This window comes from Pseudomonas sp. C7.1 (assembly GCF_056312395.1).
In genome coordinates this window covers 2105242-2125688 of the sequence record NZ_JBWDTL010000003.1, presented here as the reverse complement: position 1 = coordinate 2125688, position 20447 = coordinate 2105242, and the positions used below count along the sequence as shown (strand labels likewise).

At 61.2% G+C, this 20447-nt stretch carries 13 protein-coding genes; 5 read left to right on the top strand and 8 right to left on the bottom strand.

Annotation, left to right across the window (positions count from 1 at the left end):
* Positions 1 to 51 precede the first annotated feature (51 nt).
* The 3 genes from AC0T4W_RS13370 to AC0T4W_RS13360 all read left to right on the top strand — a co-directional run bounded on the left by AC0T4W_RS13370 (position 52) and on the right by AC0T4W_RS13360 (position 5076).
* Entirely contained in the window at positions 52 to 1422 is a 1371-nt protein-coding gene (locus tag AC0T4W_RS13370) for a DUF1329 domain-containing protein (RefSeq protein WP_476319612.1), read from the top strand.
* Between the two features lie 195 nt (positions 1423 to 1617).
* A complete protein-coding gene (locus tag AC0T4W_RS13365; protein WP_476319610.1) occupies positions 1618 to 2703 on the top strand; it encodes a YCF48-related protein in 1086 nt (361 codons plus the stop codon).
* 18 nt (positions 2704 to 2721) lie between these two features.
* Positions 2722 to 5076, top strand: coding sequence for an efflux RND transporter permease subunit (locus AC0T4W_RS13360; RefSeq protein WP_476319608.1), 2355 nt, complete (start codon positions 2722 to 2724; stop codon positions 5074 to 5076).
* Between the two features lie 460 nt (positions 5077 to 5536).
* On the opposite strand, the gene AC0T4W_RS13355 is transcribed toward AC0T4W_RS13360, so the two are convergent.
* Genes AC0T4W_RS13355 through AC0T4W_RS13330 form a run of 6 tightly spaced genes read right to left on the bottom strand, consistent with a single transcriptional unit; the run spans position 5537 to position 12352 of the window.
* Positions 5537 to 7177 carry a BatD family protein gene (locus AC0T4W_RS13355; protein ID WP_476319606.1) on the bottom strand — a complete coding sequence of 547 codons (1641 nt, stop codon included), beginning with the start codon at positions 7175 to 7177 and terminating at the stop codon, positions 5537 to 5539.
* The gene (locus tag AC0T4W_RS13350) at positions 7174 to 8934 is read right to left on the bottom strand and encodes a VWA domain-containing protein (protein ID WP_476319604.1); all 1761 of its coding nucleotides are present in this window, start codon (positions 8932 to 8934) and stop codon (positions 7174 to 7176) included. The genes AC0T4W_RS13355 and AC0T4W_RS13350 overlap by 4 nt, the downstream gene beginning before the upstream one ends.
* Complete coding sequence (locus AC0T4W_RS13345; RefSeq protein ID WP_476319602.1) at positions 8931 to 9962, bottom strand: vWA domain-containing protein; 1032 nt, start codon at positions 9960 to 9962, stop codon at positions 8931 to 8933. Before AC0T4W_RS13345 ends, AC0T4W_RS13350 begins: the two co-directional genes overlap by 4 nt.
* Complete coding sequence (locus AC0T4W_RS13340) at positions 9955 to 10449, bottom strand: DUF4381 domain-containing protein (protein ID WP_476319600.1); 495 nt, start codon at positions 10447 to 10449, stop codon at positions 9955 to 9957. The genes AC0T4W_RS13345 and AC0T4W_RS13340 overlap by 8 nt, the downstream gene beginning before the upstream one ends.
* Positions 10446 to 11387 (bottom strand): DUF58 domain-containing protein, encoded by a 942-nt coding sequence (locus tag AC0T4W_RS13335; protein WP_476319598.1) that lies wholly within the window; start codon positions 11385 to 11387, stop codon positions 10446 to 10448. The genes AC0T4W_RS13340 and AC0T4W_RS13335 overlap by 4 nt, the downstream gene beginning before the upstream one ends.
* Positions 11388 to 11392: 5 nt before the next feature.
* The gene (locus tag AC0T4W_RS13330; RefSeq protein WP_136662503.1) at positions 11393 to 12352 is read right to left on the bottom strand and encodes an AAA family ATPase; all 960 of its coding nucleotides are present in this window, start codon (positions 12350 to 12352) and stop codon (positions 11393 to 11395) included.
* Between the two features lie 185 nt (positions 12353 to 12537).
* On the opposite strand from AC0T4W_RS13330, the gene AC0T4W_RS13325 reads away from it, so the two are divergent.
* Entirely contained in the window at positions 12538 to 17379 is a 4842-nt protein-coding gene (locus tag AC0T4W_RS13325) for an NAD-glutamate dehydrogenase (protein ID WP_476319594.1), read from the top strand.
* Positions 17380 to 17494: 115 nt separating this feature from the next.
* On the opposite strand, the gene rnt is transcribed toward AC0T4W_RS13325, so the two are convergent.
* Both rnt and pyrC read right to left on the bottom strand, forming a co-directional pair.
* Positions 17495 to 18169: a ribonuclease T gene (gene rnt, locus AC0T4W_RS13320; RefSeq protein WP_476319592.1), complete on the bottom strand. Its 675-nt coding sequence runs from the start codon at positions 18167 to 18169 to the stop codon at positions 17495 to 17497.
* Positions 18166 to 19212, bottom strand: a complete 1047-nt coding sequence (pyrC, locus tag AC0T4W_RS13315; protein ID WP_476319590.1) for a dihydroorotase — start codon at positions 19210 to 19212, stop codon at positions 18166 to 18168. Before pyrC ends, rnt begins: the two co-directional genes overlap by 4 nt.
* A gap of 205 nt (positions 19213 to 19417) precedes the next feature.
* On the opposite strand from pyrC, the gene AC0T4W_RS13310 reads away from it, so the two are divergent.
* Positions 19418 to 20341 carry a flagellar protein MotY gene (locus AC0T4W_RS13310; protein WP_476319588.1) on the top strand — a complete coding sequence of 308 codons (924 nt, stop codon included), beginning with the start codon at positions 19418 to 19420 and terminating at the stop codon, positions 20339 to 20341.
* The last annotated feature ends 106 nt before the right edge of the window (positions 20342 to 20447 follow it).

Here is a 20447-nt window from a genome sequence, read left to right as displayed (position 1 = left end):
ATCGAGTGCCTGCGGGCACTCGGTTGATGACTTTTTTCACGGAGAATCAAGATGCTGAAGAAGCACACGCTGATGGGTGCTGCCATTGCGCTGGCACTGTCCGCTGGCAGCGCGTTCGCTGCAGTTTCGCCTGCGGAAGCGGCCAAGCTGGGCGCAAGCCTTACCCCGTTCGGTGCCGAGAAAGCCGGCAACGCAGCGGGTACCATCCCTGAGTGGACCGGTGGTATTACTCAGGTGCCTGCGGGTTACAAGACTCCGGGCCAGCACCACGTAGACCCATTTGCTGCTGACAAGCCGCTGTTCACCATCACCAAAGCCAACCTGGATCAGTACAAAGCCAACCTGACCCCAGGTCAGGTTGCGATGTTCAACACCTATCCAAACAGCTACCAGATGCCGGTCTACCAGACCCGCCGCTCCGGTTCTGCGCCGCAGTGGGTGTATGACAACACCATCAAAAACGCCAGCACGGCCAAGTTGATTGATGGCGGTAACGGTTTCTCCGACGCTTACGGCGGCATCCCGTTCCCGATCCCGCAAAATGGCGTTGAAGCGCTGTGGAACCACATCGCACGCTACCGTGGCACCTACATCGTGCGCCGCGCTTCGGAAGTGGCGGTACAGCGTAACGGCAGCTACTCCCTGGTGACCTCGCAGCAGGAAGCCATGTTCAAGTTCTACAACCCGAAAGGGACTGCCGCTGACCTGAACAACATCATGTTCTACTACCTGTCCTTCACCAAGAGCCCGGCGCGTCTGGCCGGTGGTGCGGTACTGGTGCACGAAACCCTGGATCAGGTAAAAGAGCCGCGTCAGGCCTGGGGCTATAACGCTGGTCAGCGTCGTGTACGTCGTGCGCCGAACCTGGCGTATGACACCCCGATCGCTGCCGCTGACGGCCTGCGCACTGCAGACGACACCGACATGATCAACGGCTCGCCAGATCGTTATGACTGGAAGCTGATCGGCAAGAAGGAAATCTACATTCCTTACAACAGCTACAAAGTCACCAGCCCAGAGGTGAAGTACAAGGACCTGCTGCAAGTCGGCCACTTGAACCCAGCCTTTACCCGTAACGAGCTGCACCGTGTGTGGGTAGTCGAGGGCACGCTGAAGTCTGGTTCGCGTCACATCTACTCCAAGCGCACCCTGTTCCTCGACGAGGATAGCTGGCAAGCAGCAGTGGTTGATCAGTACGACGGTCGTGGCGAGCTGTGGCGCGTTTCGATTGCCCAGTTGAAGAATTACTACGACCTGCCAACCACCTGGTCGGCGCTGGATACCTTCCACGACCTGCAAGCTCGTCGTTACCACGTGCAGAACCTGGATAACGAAGAGCCAAGCACTATCGACTTCAGCCAGGCTGTGCCGGATGACGGTTACTTCAAGCCTGCTGCACTGCGTCGCCGTGGTACGCGTTAATCCGCGCGTAGCTTGAGCAAAAGGCCGCTACTGTTGTAGCGGCCTTTTGCTATTTGTCAGTCGAACAGGGCATGGTAGACGGGCGGGTTTAACAAAACATAACGTCGCGCCGATTGTCAGGCCTTTTAAAAGCTCAGTAGGATAGGCCCACTGCTAAAAGGGTAGTGCTATCTATAAGAATAAGGGGGAAGGTATATGAGTGAGCCCGTTATGCGGCGCACCCAGGCCGGTCGTGTTGTGGGCTCGTCCCGCGCACCGGCGCTCCGCGTCCACTCACCGATAGCCACAGCGCTGTCGTTGTGCGGTGTGCTGTCCGTGCTGATGTTTATCAGTGCGCCATTGCAGGCTGCTAGCGATGACGCCAGTCATTACTCGATAGCCTCTGCCAAAGCCCAACACAGCTTGCTGCTGGATGTGGCCAGCCTGGGCAAACGTCTGGTCACTGTTGGTGATCGCGGGCATATCCTCTACTCCGACGACAACGGCGCAAGCTGGGTTCAGGCCAAGGTGCCGACCAAGCAGATGCTCACTGCCGTGTTCTTTATCGACGACAGCCATGGCTGGGCGGTGGGTCACGATGCGCAGATTCTCGCCAGCACCGATGGCGGCGCTACCTGGGTCAAGCAGTTCGAAGACCTTGAGAGTGAAGCGCCGCTGCTGGATGTGTGGTTCAAGGACCGCAACAACGGTTATGCCGTAGGGGCTTACGGCGCCTTGTTGGAAACCACCGATGGTGGCGCCAACTGGGAAGATGTCAGCGACCGCATGGATAACGAAGACGCCTACCACCTCAACGCGATTGTCGAAGTAAAAAACTCCGGCCTATTCGTTGTGGGCGAGCAGGGCGCGATGTTCCGTTCTGCGGATTGGGGGCAAACCTGGGAAACCTTGGAAGGCCCTTACGAGGGTTCGCTGTTCGGTGCCCTGGGCACCGATGAGGCCGGTGCGCTGCTGGTCTATGGCCTGCGTGGGCATCTATTCCGTTCGGCAGATTTTGGTACGACCTGGCAGGCGATCAGCCTGAATACCGCCAACAATGGCCCTCTGGAGTTTGGTCTGGCTGACGGCAATCGTCTGGCCGACGGTTCCATTGTGGTGGTTGGGCATGGCGGCACCGTACTCAAGAGCACCGACAACGGCCGCAATTTCAGTGTGACCAATCGTGCCGACCGGCTTTCGCTGGCAGGCGTTGCAGCAATGGAAAACGGCAATCTGATTCTGGTAGGGCAGGGTGGCGTTCACGCTGCTGCGCCTACTGGCGCCGATCTGGGCCAACAATAATAAGCCGGGAGCCTTTGCATGAGTAAGCATCAACAACAACCTGCCTCCTTCCTGGAGCGGTTGATCTTCAACAATCGTCCGGCCGTGATTCTGCTGTGCTTGTTGATCAGTCTGTTTCTGTTCTTCCAGGCGGCGCAGGTGCGTCCGCAGACCAGCTTCGAGAAGATGATTCCGCTGGGACATCCGTATATTCAGAAGATGCTTGAGCACCGCAACGACCTGGCGAACCTGGGTAACACCGTACGTATCTCGGTGGAAGCGGTGGATGGCGATATCTTCAGCAAGGAATACATGGAGACGCTGCGTCAGATCAACGACGAAGCCTTCTATATTCCAGGCGTCGATCGTTCCGGCCTGAAGTCGCTGTGGAGCCCAAGCGTGCGCTGGACCGAAGTGACTGAAGAAGGTTTTGCCGGCGGCGAAGTGATTCCGCAAACCTACGACGGCTCTTCCGAAAGCCTTGAAGAGCTGCGCAGCAACATTCTCAAGTCCGGGCAGATTGGCCGTCTTGTGGCCAACAACTTCAAGTCGAGCATCGTCGATTTGCCGTTGCTGGAAAGCTACGCCGACCCTGAAGACCAGAGCAAACAGATCCCGCTGGATTATCAGAAGTTCTCCCACGAGCTGGAAGAGAAGATCCGCGAGAAGTATCAGGCGCAGAACCCCAACGTTAAAATTCACATCATCGGTTTCGCCAAGAAAGTCGGCGACCTGATTGATGGTCTGATGGGCGTGGCGCTGTTCTTTGCCGTGGCAATCGCCATCACCTTTGTGCTGTTGCTGTGGTTCACCCACTGCTTCAAGAGCACTCTGGCGGTGGTGCTGACTACGCTGATTGCGGTGGTTTGGCAGCTGGGCTTGTTGCACACCCTGGGCTTCGGACTTGACCCGTACTCCATGCTGGTGCCGTTCCTGGTCTTCGCCATTGGTATTTCCCACGGCGTGCAAAAGATCAACGGTATTGCCATGGCCTCGGGTGAGGCGACCGATTCGCTGTCCGCCGCGCGTATGGCCTTCCGTCAGCTGTTTATCCCCGGCTTGGTGGCACTGCTGTCGGATGCCGTGGGCTTTATCACCTTGCTGCTGATCGATATCGGCGTGATCCGTGAGTTGGCCATCGGCGCATCCATGGGTGTGGCGGTGATCATTCTGACCAACCTGATTCTGCTGCCCGTGATGATTTCCTATGTCGGCATCAGCAAGAAGGCGGTGAGGATCAGCCGTGAAGACGCGGCTAGAGAGCATCCGTTCTGGCGCTTCCTGTCCAAATGCGCACACCCGATGGTGGCGCCGATTTCCGTGGTGGTGGCCGTCGTCGCTCTGTCCGGTGGCGTGTGGTACGGGCAGAACCTGAAGATCGGTGACCTCGATCAGGGCGCGCCTGAGCTGCATCCGGATTCGCGCTACAACCTTGATAATGACTTTGTCATCCGTAACTACTCCACCAGCTCTGATGTACTGGTGATCATGGTTAAGACGGCGGCTGAAGGCTGCTCGACTTACCCGACGCTGTCGGCCATGGATGAGCTGATGTGGAAGATGGAGAACACCGAAGGCGTGCAGTCGGCCATTTCCATGGTCACCGTGTCGCGTCAGGTGATCAAGGGCATGAACGAGGGCAACCTGAAATGGGAAACCCTGTCGCGTAACCAGGACGTGCTGAACAACTCCATTGCCCGGGCCGATGGCCTGTACAACGGTGATTGCTCGGTGGCTCCGGTGCTGGTATTCCTCACCGATCACAAGGCGGAAACCCTGACCAGCGTGGTTAACGTCGCCGAAGACTTTGCCAAGGAAAACAACAAGGACGGCCTGGAGTTCATCCTGGCAGCGGGTAACGCGGGTATCGAGGCGGCCACCAATGAGGTGATTGCAGCGTCCGAAACCACCATGCTGATCGCGGTGTATGCGGCCGTGAGCATCATGTGCCTGCTGACCTTCCGTTCGTTGGCTGCCACCCTCTGCGTGATCCTGCCGCTGGTACTGACCTCGGTGTTGGGTAATGCGCTGATGGCCTATATGGGCATCGGTGTGAAGGTGGCAACGCTGCCGGTAATCGCTCTGGGTGTGGGTATCGGTGTCGACTACGGCATCTATATCTACAGCCGTTTGGAGGCTTACCTGCGGCAGGGCCTGTCACTGCAGGATGCCTACTACGAGACGCTCAAGTCGACCGGTAAAGCGGTGCTGTTTACCGGCGTCTGCCTGGCGATCGGTGTGGCCACCTGGATCTTCTCGGCGATCAAGTTCCAGGCCGACATGGGGCTGATGCTGACCTTTATGTTCCTCTGGAACATGATCGGCGCAATCTGGCTGCTGCCGGCATTGGCTCGCTTCCTGATCAACCCAGAGAAGCTGCGCAACAAGGCCTGAGCCTGATACGCAGTAGCAACACTAAAACCGCGGCCCTTGGGTCGCGGTTTTTTATGGTTCTGTCCCAATAGCGTGTTGCAAGGGCGATAAGTCGTAGGTTGGGTTGAGGAGCAACGCGACAAAGCCCAACGATCCTGCCCCAAGCTGTTGGGCTTCGCTTCGCTCAGCGCCAACCTACCTATGCATGCAGGCTGCAGCCGCGCAAAGCGGAGTAATCCACGCGCGCCAGCCCCATGCAACACATGTCTGGGACAGAACCTAGGTTGCATATGATTTTGTAGGCGCTGGCTTGCCCGCGCTGCTACAGAACGCCGTACTTCTGCACAAATAGATGAACCCAGCGCATCCCCCGGTCTGTGCTATGTCAGATGCAATGAACATTTCCCGGGTTTCATCCGGGCTACGGGCTAACCCACCCCACAAAAGCTGTGCGCGCAGGCTTTTGGGGGAGGCAGTGCGGTTAACGTGGATACAGCGGAGGCAGGGCGCTGGTGTCCGGGTTGGCGCTGCTTTCGAGGTCTTCTGCGGCGGGGAGGCTGCGAATAGCCAGCCATAGGTTGCGGCCTTGCCAGTGTTGGCCGCTTTCGCTGTAGAGCGCGCCATTGAGGCCGTCGAGGGCTTCGGACAGTGGGGTAAAGCGTGCGGCCATATCGGCGAGGGTTTCCGGTTGCTGGCGGGCCCAGGCGTCCAGCGCGTGGCGAGTGGCTTGTGAGTCGTTGGCCAGGCAGCTGCGTTTGAGGTCTTCGATCAGGTTGCGTGGGCTGGGACCGGTCTGCTGGCTGGGCAATACCGCAGGCTGACGGCGCGCGCGCCACCACAGGGTAAAACCGAGCAGGGTGGTCAGGCCCAGCAGCGCGGTGCTCAGTTGCCAGGGCCAGAGTTGTACGGTGGCGGCCTCGCCGACTATTGGTCGTGCCGCTTCAACTGGCAGGGTTTCCAGGTTTGGGTTGGCGGCCACCTGCAGGTTGCGCGCGGGCAAGCTGCTGCGTTCCAGTTGATCGGTCGTGGTGTTCCACCACAGCACCTCGATTGCCGGCAGGACAATCTCGCCTTCACGAGTGGCCACCAGTGCTTCGCGCTCTTCACGGCTGGCCAGCAGTCCGTTGTCGCTGGCCTGGTTGGCCAGTTGCGGCTGATCGGGGTAACGGCGCAGGCCGGCAACCTGGGTCGCCGGCAAGGGCGGCAGTTGTGCGCTGGCCAGGCCTTCTACCTTGAGCAGCAGGCTGCGGGTCAGTGAGTCACCGACGCGAGCGGTTTCCGGCTGCGGGCTCCACACTTCACTCAGGCTTAGCGCACGCGCGGGGAGCCAGGGGGCATCGGCTGGGTAGCTGGTCGGTTTGGCTTTTACCGTCAGCGGGATTTCCGGCGAGCGGACCCGCACCACTTTGCCTGGGCGTGGGCCGAATGGGTTGTAGGCATTGCTACCGGAGCGATCAACCGCAGTGGCGGTAAAGGCTTGTGAGGGGATCAGCAGTTCGCCACTTTCCTGGGGGAATATCGCGTAGCGCAGTTCGATCACGCCATGGCGCACGCCGTTGATGTCTTTCTCGTAGGTGCGCGGCTCGCCAAGGGCCTCAACGCGCGCTTGGGGCATGTCCAGTTGGGTCAGGCTGCTGTCGTCGTAAAGCGACACGGAGTGGTAGATGCGCAGCGTCAGCACGGTTTGCGCCTGCACGTAGACGCTTTCCTGATCCAGACTGGCGTCGATAAACACCGGGGCCAGGCGACTGTCGTCGGCGCTGGAAGCCTGCTGTACGTGCAGGGTGATTGGTTCGCTTTGCAGCTGGCCGAGGCTTAGCGGCGGTATCACCACATAACCGCTGTGCTTGGGCTGCAGGGTGACGATCCAGCGGGTGCTGGCCTGGGCGCCAGTGCTGCCGCTGGTCAGGCGGTTGACCTGACGGGTGCCGAGCACCTCGAACAGCTCATTGAGTGGCTGCAGGTCGGGTTTACCGAACAGCGTGGCGTCATCCGATTCCAGGGTCAGTTCAACGCTCTCGCCGGCATCCAGGCGGGTGCGGTCGACGCTGGCGGTCAGGCTTTGCGCGCTGGCGTTCAGGGCCAGCAGGCCAAGCAGAAGGGTACAGAGCAGTCGGCTCATTGCAGTTGTTCCTGGCGCTGTTGTTGTTCCAGCCTGAATTTACGCCGCAGCAGCTCGCCCGGATCGTCGGGGATCTGCCGCAGCCATTGTTCCAATGCCTGGCGCCGTTCGCCGTCGAGGGCTGGCTCGGCGCTGGCTATCTGTTCTTCGCCGCTATCGCTGTCGTCTTCTTCTGGTTGTTTCGGCGGTGTGTCCGCGTCTTCGTCGGCGCCAGGTTGTGCGGGTTTTTCACCCTTGTCCTCTGGCTCTGACGGCTTGGCCGGCGATTGCTCCTGCTGCTGGGCGTTTGGGTCGGGTTGCCCGGCTTGCGGCTGGCTGCTGGGCTGATTCTGTTGTTCGTTGGGTTCTTGTGGGTTGTCGCTTTGATTCTGCTGTTGTTGCTGTTGATTCTGGCGCAGCAGTTCTTCGATCAGGGCTTTGTTCTTTTGCGCCTGGGCCAGGTCGGGTTGCTGTTCCAGCGCCTGGGTGTAGGCATCGATGGCGGCTTCCAGTTCATTGCTGCGCGCCAGGGCGTTGCCACGGTTGTAGTGGTCGCTGGCGCTTTCGCCATTGGCGAAGCGTTCGGCGGCTGCAGCGTAATCGCCGGCTTGGTAGAGCGCCTGGCCTTGCCAGCGCGCATCGTTGAAGCGCTGCGCCGCTGCCGCCGGCTGCTGCGCCTCAAGCAGGCGCTGGCCTTGCTGATCAGCGCGCAGCCAGAGATCGTCGAAGCTGAAGGCGTAGCTGTTCTGCGGCAGGCCCAGCAGTAACAACGGCAAGCACAGCAGCCAGCCGCGACGGGCGGCGCAGGCAGCGAGCAACAGCAGGGGCAGAAGCAGCCAGTGGCTTTGGTCGGCCCAGGCTTGCAGGCGCGTCAGCTCGCCATCACGGCGCAGCTGTTGCGGCGCATCGAGTAGGCCCAGGTTGCGCAGGTCGCGTTCATCCAGGGTGACGCCCTGGTACTGACCGCCCAGCTCATCGGCAAAGCGTTTAAGGCCGTTGCTGTCCAGGCGCGGTAACAGGATGGTGCCTTGGGCATCCTTGAGGAATGAGCCGTCCTCCTGAATGATCGGTGCGCCCTGGGTGCTGCCAATGCCGAGAATACGCAGCCGTTCACCACGGCTGCCGAGGGCCTGGCTAATCGCCTGGCGTTGCGCTTCATCGAGGCTGCTGGTCAGCAGCAGCAAACGGCCATTGCCCTGGGCGCCTTGTGCGAGCAATTGCAGGGCTTTGGTCACGGCCAGGTCGGCGCGTTTACCCGGCTCCGGCATGATTCCTGGGCTCAGTACATCAAGCAGGTTACGGCTGGTGGCCAGGTCGTCGGACAGCGGCACCAGGGTATGTGCGCTGCCGGCATACACGACGATGGCGGTTTGCGCGTCCTGGCGCGCTTCTAGCAGGTCGAGCAGCTTGCGTTTGGCCTGCGCCAGGCGATTGGGTGACGCGTCGCTGGCGAGCATTTCCGGGGTTAACTCCAGCAGCACCACCAGCGGGTCGGCTGGCTTGGGGTTCTGCTGTTCGATGCGTTGCCAGCTTGGCCCGAGCAACGCCAGCAGGGCGAGCAACCATGCCAGGCCGAGGGCCAGCCAGGGCAAGCGGCTGTTGCGCCCGCCAGTGACGGTCAGCAGTGCGGCCTGAAAGGCGGCCGGCAGCAAAGCTTGCCAGCGGCCCGTGCGTTTTTCCCGGTGCCAGAGCTGCCAGAGTAGAAAGCCCAATAGCGGTATCAGCAGTAGCCAGAAGGGCCGTTGCCAGTGCGGCCAGAAGCTGGTCAGTTCGCTCATGACTGTTTCCCCCGCAGCAGTATCAGCTGATTGCGCCAGCGTTGTTGCAGGTTCGGCCAGAGCGTTTGGCTAACCAACAGCAGGCTGAGCAATAGGGCTAGGCCCAATGGCCAGGGATAGAGCGGCAGTGTTGGCCGCGCCAGGGTCGGCTTCTGCGCCACCGGTTCCAGGCGGTCGAGGGTGGCTTCGATGGCTTGCAGCTCTTCGCTGTCGCGGGCGCGGAAGTATTCGCCACCGGTTGCATCGGCAATTGCGCGCAGGCTCGGTTCGTCCAGATCGATACTAGGGTTGAAGCCGAGCATGCCGAGCACGCCGCCTTGTTTGGGTTCGGCACCGATGCCGATGGGGTAAATGGTGATGCCTTCCTCGGCGGCCAGGCGCGCGGCGGTCATGGGATCGATTTCACCGGCATTGTTGGCGCCGTCAGTCACCAGTACCAGCACGCGGCTTTGCGCCGGGCGCTCACGCAGGCGTTTGACCGCCAGGCCAATCGCATCGCCGATGGCGGTCTGCGGCCCAGCGATGTTCAGCTGCGCTTCATCCAGCCAGGTGTGCACGGTCTGCCGGTCGAAGGTCAGCGGCGACTGCAGGTAGGCGCGGCTGCCGAACAGAATCAGGCCGACCCGGTCACCCTGGCGACCGTCGATAAACTCGCCGAGCAGGTGTTTGACCAGGGCCAGGCGGCTGACTTCCTGACCCTCCCAGGTCATGTCGGCGTAATCCATGGAGCCGGACACATCCACTGCCAGCAGCAGGTCGCGGCCGCTGGCCGGCAACGGCAGTGGCTCACCCAGCCATTGCGGGCGCGCACAGGCGAGCAGCAGCAAGAGCCAGATCAGTGCAAACGGCGCCTGTTGCCGTAGGGCTGGCAGCCGCACGCGAGCGCGGCGCCCGCTCAAACCTTCCAGCTCGGCCAGAAAGCTGATTTTCAGCGCTGCCTCGCCGCTGTCCGCAGGTGGTAGCCAGGCCCGCAGTAGCCAGGGCAGAGGGGCGATAAGGAAGACCCAGGGCCAGGCAAACTCAAACATGTTTGCGAATCCAAACCGCCACCGCCTGATTGAGCCCGGCGATGGCCTTGTCATCCAGGCTGCAGCGTGGGCGGTAGGCGCCTTCCACCAGGATCATCCAGCGGGTCAGGCCGGCGGCTGGGCAGCGGCTGTCGAGGAAGGCCAGCCAGGCGCGACTGCTGAGGGTATGGCTGTTGCTTTGCGGGTAACGCTCGCGGCACAGACGTTTGAGGATGGCATTGAGCTGCTGCAACCAGGGGCCGGCATCGACGCCGTCGTAGGGTTTGCTCAGGCGTTCGAGTTCGTTCAGCGCGGCTTGGCGCAGCGGGTCGAGGGGCGCTTCGGCCGACTGCCCGGCAGCCTTGCGGGGCAGGCGTTTAAGCAGCTTGAACGCGCCCCACAAAAGCAGCGGCAACAACACCGCGAGCAGCCACCAGCCGGGTGCCGGCGGCCACCAGCTGATCGGCGCCGGGGCGATCAGCGGTTCGAGTTGGTCCAGCGGGTTCACAGGGTTTTCCTCGGCCGCTGGGCATTCAAGTGTTCACGCAGCTGTTCGATCATCTCGCTCTGGGTGTTCAAGGCCAGCAGCGGCACGCCGAGTTTCTGCGCCAGGCGCTGCCAGCGTGCCTGGCGTGCATCGGCCAGGTTGCGGTAGGCCTGGCGCAACTCGGCGTCCTGGGTGTCCAGCTCCAGTTGTGCGCCGTGTTCGGTAAAGCGCAGCAGGCCAGCGTTGGGCAGGGCATGGTCGAGCGGGTCGGACAGCGGCAGCAGCAGCAGGTCGGTATGCCGGGCGAGCAGCAGCAATTGCTGTTCGCTGCTGTCGCTCAACGTGCGCTCGTCACACAGAATCACCACCAGGCTGCCAGGGCGCAGCACTTCGCGGGCGCGGCGCAGGGCCAGGCCGAGGCTGTCGCGGCCGCCCTGGCTGTCGTTGGTCAGGGCTTGATTGGCCTTGGCCAGGCGGCTGAGCAATTGCAACAGGCTCTGCTTGCTGCGCCGTGGTTTGATTTCGTGGTGTTCCAGATCGCCAAATACCAGGCCGCCGATGCGGTCGTTATGGCCCAGCGCAGCCCAACCGATCAGGCTGGCGGCCTGGGCGGCGAGTACCGATTTGAACATCAGCCCGGAGCCGAAGAACAGCCGCTTGCTCTGTTCGACCATGATGTAGATCGGCCGCTCGCGCTCTTCATGGAACAGCTTGGTGTGCGGCTCCTGGGTGCGTGCGGTAACGCGCCAGTCGATGGTGCGCACGTCGTCGCCGGGCTGATAGACGCGCACTTGGTCGAAGTCCACACCGCGCCCGCGCAGTTTGGAGTGGTGCAGGCCAATCAGCGGGCTGCGCCGTGCCGGCGTGGAAAACAGCTGCACCTCACGCACACGGTGGCGCATCTCGATCAGCTCACCGAGGCTGACGCGAATGCCGGGTTGCGTGGGTTGCTCGTGCATGGGGGTTAGGCGACCGCTACGACGTCGAGAATGCGCTGCACCACGCGGTCCTGATCGATGCCGGCGGCTTCCGCCTCGAACGACAGGATGATGCGGTGGCGCAGCACGTCGAACAGCACCGCCTGGATATCTTCCGGGCTGACGAAATCCCGCCCGGCCAGCCAGGCGTGGGCGCGCGAGCAGCGGTCCAGGGCAATTGAGCCGCGTGGGCTGGCGCCATAGGCAATCCACTCGGCCAACTCCGGGTCGAACTTGGCCGGGGTGCGCGAGGCCATCACCAACTGCACCAGGTATTCCTCCACCGCATCGGCCATATACAGACCGAGGATTTCCTGGCGTGCGGCAAAGATTGCCTGCTGGCTGACCAACTGCTCGGGCTTGGTTTCGCCGTTGAGCGCTTCGCCACGGGCCTGGGCGAGGATCTTGCGTTCCACGCTGGCGTCGGGGAAGCCGATCTTCACGTGCATCAGAAAGCGGTCGAGCTGGGCTTCGGGCAGCGGGTAGGTGCCTTCCTGCTCAATCGGGTTCTGCGTGGCCATCACCAGAAACAGCGGCGACAGATGATAGGTACTGCGCCCTACGCTGACCTGGCGTTCGGCCATGGCTTCGAGCAACGCCGATTGCACCTTGGCCGGAGCGCGGTTGATTTCATCGGCCAGCACCAGGTTGTGGAAGATCGGCCCCTGCTGAAACACGAAGCTGCCGGTCTCTGGGCGGTAGATCTCGGTGCCGGTGATATCCGCCGGAAGCAGGTCAGGGGTGAACTGAATGCGGTGGAATTCGGCCTCGATGCCTTCGGCCAGCTCCTTGATCGCCTTGGTCTTGGCCAGGCCGGGAGCCCCCTCGACCAGCATGTGGCCATCGGCGAGCAAGGCAATCAGCAGCCTTTCGATGAGTTTTTCCTGGCCGAGGATCTGACTTGAAAGAAAATGTCGCAGCGCGACAAGCGCTTCACGGTGTTCCATCGTTAAGCTCACCCAGCAAATGTGACCAGCGAGTCTTGAATCTCGCCAGAGTTAAGTGGCAGCCACTTTAATGCAATCACTGCCTCCTAGACTAACGTTGAACAACAAGGTTGTGGCGGAGGTCATTACTCGCGACTGCCTTGATCGAGTCCCCTGTCGAATAACAAGCCAAACGGAGCAAACCCATGGCGTTCTTTACGGCGGCCAGCAAAGCCGATTTTCAGCATCACCTGCAAACGGCCCTGGCGCAGCACGTCAGTGAACAGGCTCTGCCACAGGTAGCCCTGTTCGCCGAGCAATTCTTCGGCATCATCGCCCTCGAGGAGCTGACCCAGCGTCGCCTCTCTGATCTGGTCGGCTGCACCTTGTCGTCCTGGCGGTTGCTGGAGCGTTTCGAGGCGGTCAAACCCGAAGTGCGGGTATTCAACCCCGATTATGAAAAACACGGCTGGCAGTCGACCCACAGCGCTGTGGAAATTCTGCACAGTGATATTCCGTTTCTGGTCGACTCGGTACGCATGGAGCTGAACCGTCGCGGTTACAGCATCCACACCCTGCAGAACAGCGTGTTCAGTGTGCGCCGCAACAAGAGCGGCGAACTGCAGGAAATTCTGCCCAAAGGTGCCCAGGGCAAGGATGTGCAGCAGGAAGCACTGATGTTCCTGGAAATTGACCGCTGCTCCAGCGCCGGTGAATTGAAGGCCCTGGAAAAAGACCTGCACGAAGTATTCAGCGATGTACGCCTGAGCGTTGCCGACTTCCAACCGATGAAAGCCAAGGCCAAAGAGCTGCTGGCCTGGCTGGACAAGGCCAAGCTCAAGGTTGAAGGCGCCGAGCTGGAAGAGATCAAGGTGTTTATGAGCTGGTTGCTCGACGACCACTTCACCTTCCTCGGCTATGAAGAATTCACCGTCGCCGACAGCGCTGGCGGCAGCAGCATGGTGTACGACGAGAAGTCCTTGCTGGGCATGTCCAAGCGTCTGCGCAGCGGTCTCAAGACCGATGAACTGCATATCGAGCCTGAAGCGGTAGCTTACCTGCGTGAGCCGCAGCTGCTGTCCTTCGCCAAGGCCGCCGTGCCGAGCCGCGTGCACCGTCCGGCCTACCCTGACTTGGTGTCGATTCGCGAGCTGGACGCCAAGGGCAATGTGATCAAGGAATGCCGCTTTATGGGCCTGTACACCTCTGCGGTGTATGCCGAAAGCGTATGGAGCATTCCGTTTATCCGCCGCAAGGTGGCGGTGATCAAGCAACGTTCCGGTTTCGACAGCAGCGCGCACCTGGGCAAGGAGCTGGCTCAAGTCCTGGAAGTGCTGCCGCGTGACGACCTGTTCCAGACCCCGGTGGATGAGCTGTTCAATACCACCATGGCGATTGTGCAGATCCAGGAACGCAACAAGATTCGCGTGTTCTTGCGCCGCGATCCTTATGGCCGCTTTTGCTACTGCCTGGCCTATGTGCCGCGCGATGTGTACTCCACCGAAACCCGGATGAAAATCCAGCAAGTGCTGATGGAGCGCCTGCAGGCCACCGATTGCGAGTTCTGGACCTTCTTCTCCGAGTCGGTGCTGGCGCGGGTGCAGTTCATTCTCAAGGTCGACCCGAAAAACCGCGTGCAGATCGATCCGCTGCGCCTGGAAAAGGAAGTGATCCAGGCCTGCCGTTCGTGGAAAGACGACTACACCAGCCTGATCGTCGAAAGCCTCGGCGAAGCCCAGGGCACAGAAGTGCTCAGCGAATTTCCCGGCGGCTTCCCAGCCGGCTATCGCGAGCGTTTCGCCCCGCACTCGGCGGTGGTGGACATGCAGCACCTGCTCAGCCTGAACAATGAGCGCCAGTTGGTGATGAGCTTCTACCAGCCGCTGACCCAGGCCGGTCAACAGCTGCACTGCAAGCTGTACCACGCCGATACGCCGTTACCGCTGTCGGACGTGCTGCCGATTCTGGAAAATCTCGGCCTGCGCGTGCTGGGCGAGTTCCCCTACAAACTGCGCCGCAATGACGGCCGCGAGTTCTGGATTCACGACTTTGCCTTCACTTACGCCGAAGGCCTGAATGTCGACATTCAGCAGCTCAATGACACCTTGCAGGGCGCCTTCGTCAACATCGTCGGTGGTACAGCGGAGAACGACGGCTTCAACCGTCTGGTGCTGATGGCGGCCATGCCGTGGCGTGATGTAGCGCTGCTGCGTGCCTATGCCCGTTACCTCAAGCAGATTCGCCTGGGCTTCGACCTCAGCTACATCGCCAGCACCCTGGTCAATCACGCGGATATCGCCAAGGAGCTGGTGCGCCTGTTTAAAACGCGCTTCTACCTGGCACGCAAGCTCACCAGCGAAGACCTGGAAAGCAAGCAACAGAAGCTCGAGCAGGCGATTCTCGCCGCGCTGGACAACGTTGCGGTGCTCAACGAAGACCGCATCCTGCGCCGCTACCTGGACCTGATCAAGGCCACCCTGCGCACCAACTTCTATCAAGCCGACGCCAGTGGCGCGCCGAAGAGCTACTTCAGCTTCAAACTCAACCCTCGGGCGATTCCGGAGATCCCACGGCCCACGCCCAAGTTCGAAGTCTTCGTTTACTCGCCGCGAGTCGAGGGTGTGCACCTGCGCTTTGGTGACGTCGCCCGTGGCGGCCTGCGCTGGTCGGACCGCGAGGAAGATTTCCGCACCGAAGTACTCGGCCTAGTCAAGGCCCAGCAGGTGAAGAACGCGGTGATCGTGCCCATGGGTGCCAAGGGCGGCTTCGTGCCACGTCGTATGCCGGTTGGCGGCGGCCGTGATGAAGTGCTGGCTGAGGGCATTGCCTGCTATCGCATCTTTATCTCGGGCCTGCTGGATATCACCGATAACCTGAAAGACGGCGCCGTAGTGCCGCCGGCCAACGTGGTGCGCCACGATGGCGATGATCCTTATCTGGTGGTGGCGGCGGACAAAGGCACCGCGACCTTCTCCGATATCGCCAACGGCATTGCTGCCGAGTACGGTTTTTGGCTGGACGATGCCTTTGCTTCTGGTGGTTCGGCCGGTTACGACCACAAGGGTATGGGTATTACCGCCAAAGGCGCCTGGGTCTCGGTGCAGCGTCACTTCCGCGAGCGCGGCATCGACGTGCAGCAGGACCACACCACGGTGATCGGCATCGGCGATATGGCCGGTGATGTATTCGGCAACGGCTTGCTGCTGTCGGACAAGCTGCAGCTGGTGGCCGCCTTTAACCATATGCACATCTTTATCGACCCCAATCCGGATGCGGGCAAAACCTTTGTCGAGCGCCAGCGTCTGTTCGACCTGCCACGTTCCAGTTGGGCCGATTACGATACCGCGCTGATCTCCCAGGGCGGCGGCATCTTCCTGCGCAGCGCCAAGAGCATCGTCATCAGTGCGCAGATGAAAGAGCGCTTCGATATCAGTGCCGACAAGCTGGCGCCGAATGAGCTGCTGAACGCTTTACTCAAAGCCCCGGTAGACCTGCTGTGGAACGGCGGTATCGGCACCTATGTCAAATCGAGCAAGGAAAGCCATGCCGATGTTGGCGACAAGGCCAACGACTTGCTGCGCGTGGATGGTCGCGAGCTGCGCGCCAAGGTAGTGGGCGAGGGCGGTAACCTCGGCATGACCCAACTGGGTCGCGTCGAGTACGGCCTCAATGGCGGCAAGAGCAACACCGACTTTATCGACAACGCCGGTGGTGTGGACTGCTCCGACCATGAGGTGAACATCAAGATTCTGCTCGGCGAAATCGTCGGCGCTGGTGATATGACCGGCAAGCAGCGCAACAAGCTGCTGGTGGAAATGACCGATGCGGTTGGCGGTCTGGTGCTGGGCAACAACTACAAGCAGACCCAGGCGTTGTCGCTGGCCGAGCGCCGTGCTCGCGAGCGGGTGGGCGAATACAAGCGCCTGATGAGCGCCTTGGAAGCGGCCGGCAAACTGGACCGCGCTCTGGAGTTTCTGCCCACCGATGACGAGCTTAACGAGCGCGCCGCCAATGGTTTGGGCCTGACCCGGCCAGAGCTGTCGGTATTGATCTCCTATAGCAAGATCGACCTCAAGGAATCGCTGCTCAAATCCCTGGTGCCGGACGATGAGTACCTGGCGCGCGAGATGGAAACCGCCTTCCCGCCGCTGTTAGCGAAGAAGTTTGGCGAACAGATGCGTCGCCATCGCCTCAAGCGCGAGATCGTCAGCACGCAGATCGCCAACGATCTGGTCAACCATATGGGCATCACCTTCGTGCAGCGCTTGAAGGAGTCCACTGGTATGAGCGCGGCGAATGTCGCCGGTGCCTATGTGATTGTGCGTGACCTGTTCCGCCTGCCGCATTGGTGGCAGCAGATCGAAGCGCTGGACTACAAAGTGCCTGCCGAGCTGCAGTTGCAGTTGATGGACGAGCTGATGCGTCTGGGCCGCCGTACTACCCGCTGGTTCCTGCGCAACCGCCGCAATGATCTGGACGCTGCCCGCGATGTGGCGCATTTTGCGCCGCGCATCGAAGCACTGGTCGGCCGTCTGGACGAGCTGCTCGAAGGTCCGGCCCGTGAACAGTGGCTGGCGCGCTTCCAGGCGTATGTCGAAGCCGGCGTGCCAGAAGAGCTGGCGCGCGTGGTCGCCGGTACCAGCCATCTGTACACCCTGCTGCCAATCATCGAAGCGTCGGACGTGACCGGGCAGGAGCCGGATCGGGTCGCGGCGGCGTACTTCGCCGTTGGCGGGTCGTTGGAGCTGTCCTGGTACTTGCAGCAGATCACCAGCCTGCCGGTGGAAAACAACTGGCAAGCGCTGGCCCGTGAAGCCTTCCGCGATGACCTGGACTGGCAGCAGCGCGCCATCACCGTGTCGGTCCTGCAAATGGCCGAAGGCCCAGCGGATATCGAAGAGCGCGCCGCCGTGTGGCTGGATCAACACCGCCGTCTGGTGGACCGCTGGAAGGTCATGTTGGGCGAACTGCGCGCGGCCACCAACACCGATTACGCCATGTACGCCGTGGCTAACCGCGAGTTGATGGACTTGGCGCAAAGCGCCTGAGAGAAGCAGCGCAGGCCTGGCCTGCGCTGCTCCTGAAGCAATAAAAAGCCCCGCCAAGTGCGGGGCTTTTTATTGGGCAGGGCCGACGCGCAGCAGATCGTTGCCTTGCACCTACTTACTCGTCGAAGTCCATCCAGCCGCCCATCTCCTTCCAGCGATTGACGATGCCGCAGAACAGCTCGGCAGTCTTTTCGGTGTCGTAACGAGCCGAGTGTGCTTCCTTGCCGTCGAAGTCGATGCCGGCGGCTTGACAGGCCTTGGCCAGTACGGTCTGGCCGTAAGCCAAGCCGGCCAGGGTGGCGGTGTCGAAGCTCGAAAAGGGGTGGAAGGGGTTGCGCTTGATCTCGCAACGGGCCACTGCCGCGTTAAGAAAGCCCAGGTCGAAACTGCTGTTGTGGCCGACCAGAATCGCCCGTTTGCAGCCGTTGGCTTTCAACGACTTGCGCAGACCACGGAAGATTTCCGTCAGTGCATGTTCTTCGCTGACTGCCATACGCAGCGGGTGGTCAAGTTTGATGCCGGTGAAGTCCAGCGCCGCCTGTTCGATATTTGCGCCTTCAAACGGTTCGATGCGGAAAAATTGGGTGTGCTCCGGATAAAGAAAACCGCCTTCGTCCATGCCGATGGTGGTGGCGGCAATCTCCAGCAAGGCATCGGTGGTGCAATTGAAGCCGCCGGTTTCCACATCCACGACTACCGGCAGGTAGCCACGAAAGCGCGCGGCCATCGGGTGGCGCGGGGCTGAATGGCTATTGTTCTCGGTTTCGTCGTCGTACAGGTCTTCACTCACGCTTGGCGCTCCAGCAAACGCCAGCGCAGGGTTTCACCGGCGCGCAGCGGGATAACGGTTTGATCGCCCAGCGGCAAGCTGGCCGGTGCGGTCCAGTCTTCACGCACCAGGGTGATGGTGTCGCTGTTACGCGGCAGGCCATAGAAATCCGGGCCGTTGAGGCTGGCGAAAGCTTCCAGTTTGTCCAGCGCATTGCGCTGTTCGAAGGCCTCGGCATACATCTCGATGGCCGCATAGGCGGTGTAGCAGCCGGCGCAGCCGCAAGCGGCTTCCTTGGCGTGCTTGGCGTGCGGCGCCGAGTCGGTGCCGAGGAAGAACTTGGCGTTACCACTGGTAGCCGCATCCAGCAGGGCGTCCTGATGAGTGTTGCGCTTGAGGATCGGCAGGCAGTAGAAGTGCGGACGAATACCGCCAACCAGCATATGGTTGCGGTTGTACAACAGGTGGTGGGCGGTAATGGTCGCGCCGACGTTGGCCGAAGCGCTTTGCACAAACTCAACCGCATCGCGGGTGGTGATGTGTTCGAACACCACTTTCAGGGTCGGGAAACGCTCCACCACCCGTACCAGATGCTCATTAATAAAGGCCTTCTCGCGGTCGAATACATCGATCTCGCTGCGCGCCACTTCGCCGTGCACCAGCAGCGGCAGGCCAACTTCGGCCATGGCTTCGAGCACCGGGAAAATCGTGTCGATGCTGGTTACGCCAGAGTCGGAGTTGGTGGTCGCGCCGGCCGGGTAGAGCTTGGCCGCATGGACAAAGCCCGAGGCCTTGGCCGTGCGCACATCGTCAGGCTGGGTCAGGTCGGTGAGGTACAGCACCATCAGCGGCTCGAAGCGGCTACCGGCAGGTCGGGCGCTGAGAATGCGCTGGCGATAAGCATCGGCTTCGCTGGCGTTGCGCACCGGCGGCACCAGGTTGGGCATGATGATGGCGCGGCCGAAGGTGCGGGCTACATCGGCGACGGTATACGGCAGAACGCCACCGTCGCGCAGGTGGATGTGCCAGTCGTCGGGACGCAGCAGGGTAAGGCGGTCAGTCATGGAAGCTTCCAGGCGGGCAAAACGTGGCGAGAATGCTACCGGAAAAGCCCCCAGGCAGCACGCTGAAAGCGGGCATGGCGGGTAAAGCTGACTGAAGGCAGGGTTGTACTGTGGCCCTGTCTGTACAAGCGGTATAAAGCGCTGCTCAAGTTTTCCGCCGTGGCACCGATAGACAGAGGGTAAGCCGTATTCCCTGGAGTCTGTCGTGCGACCCTATCCGCTCGTGGTTTTTTGCCTGCTGGCAAGCCAGCCCGTCCTGGCCATCAGTTTCCAGACCCGCCTGGAGAAGATCGAGTGGCAGGTCGAAGGCGATCAGTTCGAGTGCCGTCTGTCGCAACCTATCACCGATTTCGGCTCCGGGGTGTTTGTGCGTCGGGCGGGCGAACAGGTCACTTTCAGCCTGAAAGCCCGTGAACGCTGGCTGGGGGCCGGTAATGCTACCTTGCTGGCAGCAGCGGCGCCCTGGCAGCCAGGGCGCGGTGATATCAACCTAGGCTCGGTCAACGTGGTGCCCGCCGAGGTGCTCTTCAACAGTTCCCAGGAGCAGGGCGCACGTTTGCTCACCGGCTTGCTGGAAGGGCGCAGCCCCGTGGTGAAACATCGCGCCGCCGTGGGTGGTGATGCGGTTGAGGTGCGTTTGCTGCCGGCCAAATTCAACAAGGCTTACAACGAGTACTTAGCGTGCACGGCCAAGTTGCTGCCGGTGAATTTCGATCAGGTCCGCAAGAGTCAGGTCGGCTTTCCGGGCGGCGGTATCAATCTTGAACCGCTGGCCCAGGCCAAGCTGGATATTATTCTGAGCTTTCTCAAGGCCGACCCCAGCGTTAATCGCATCCAGCTCGATGGCCATGCTGACAATAGCGGCAATCGCCTGACCAACCGCGACTTGTCGCGCCGCCGCGCGCTGGCGGTGATGGAATACCTCAAGGCCAGCGGTATTCCCGCCGAGCAGATCACCCTGCGTTTTCATGGTGAGCGCTACCCGGTGGCGCCCAATAACAATGAAGCCAATCGGGCGAAGAATCGCCGGGTAAGCATTCTTCTCGACCGAGTGCCGGAAGCGGCAGTGCCCCCTGCGCCGACCACCGAGCCTGGGCCTGCTGCGGCTGACCCTGCTGCCACCTCCTAGGCGGCCGTTGAAGAACTACCTATGTTTTCAACGACCCTCTAGGAGCCTGTCGGACTTGACACTGTTCTACTGCGGAAAAGCCGGACTCGGCCATTTTTGCTGCTCT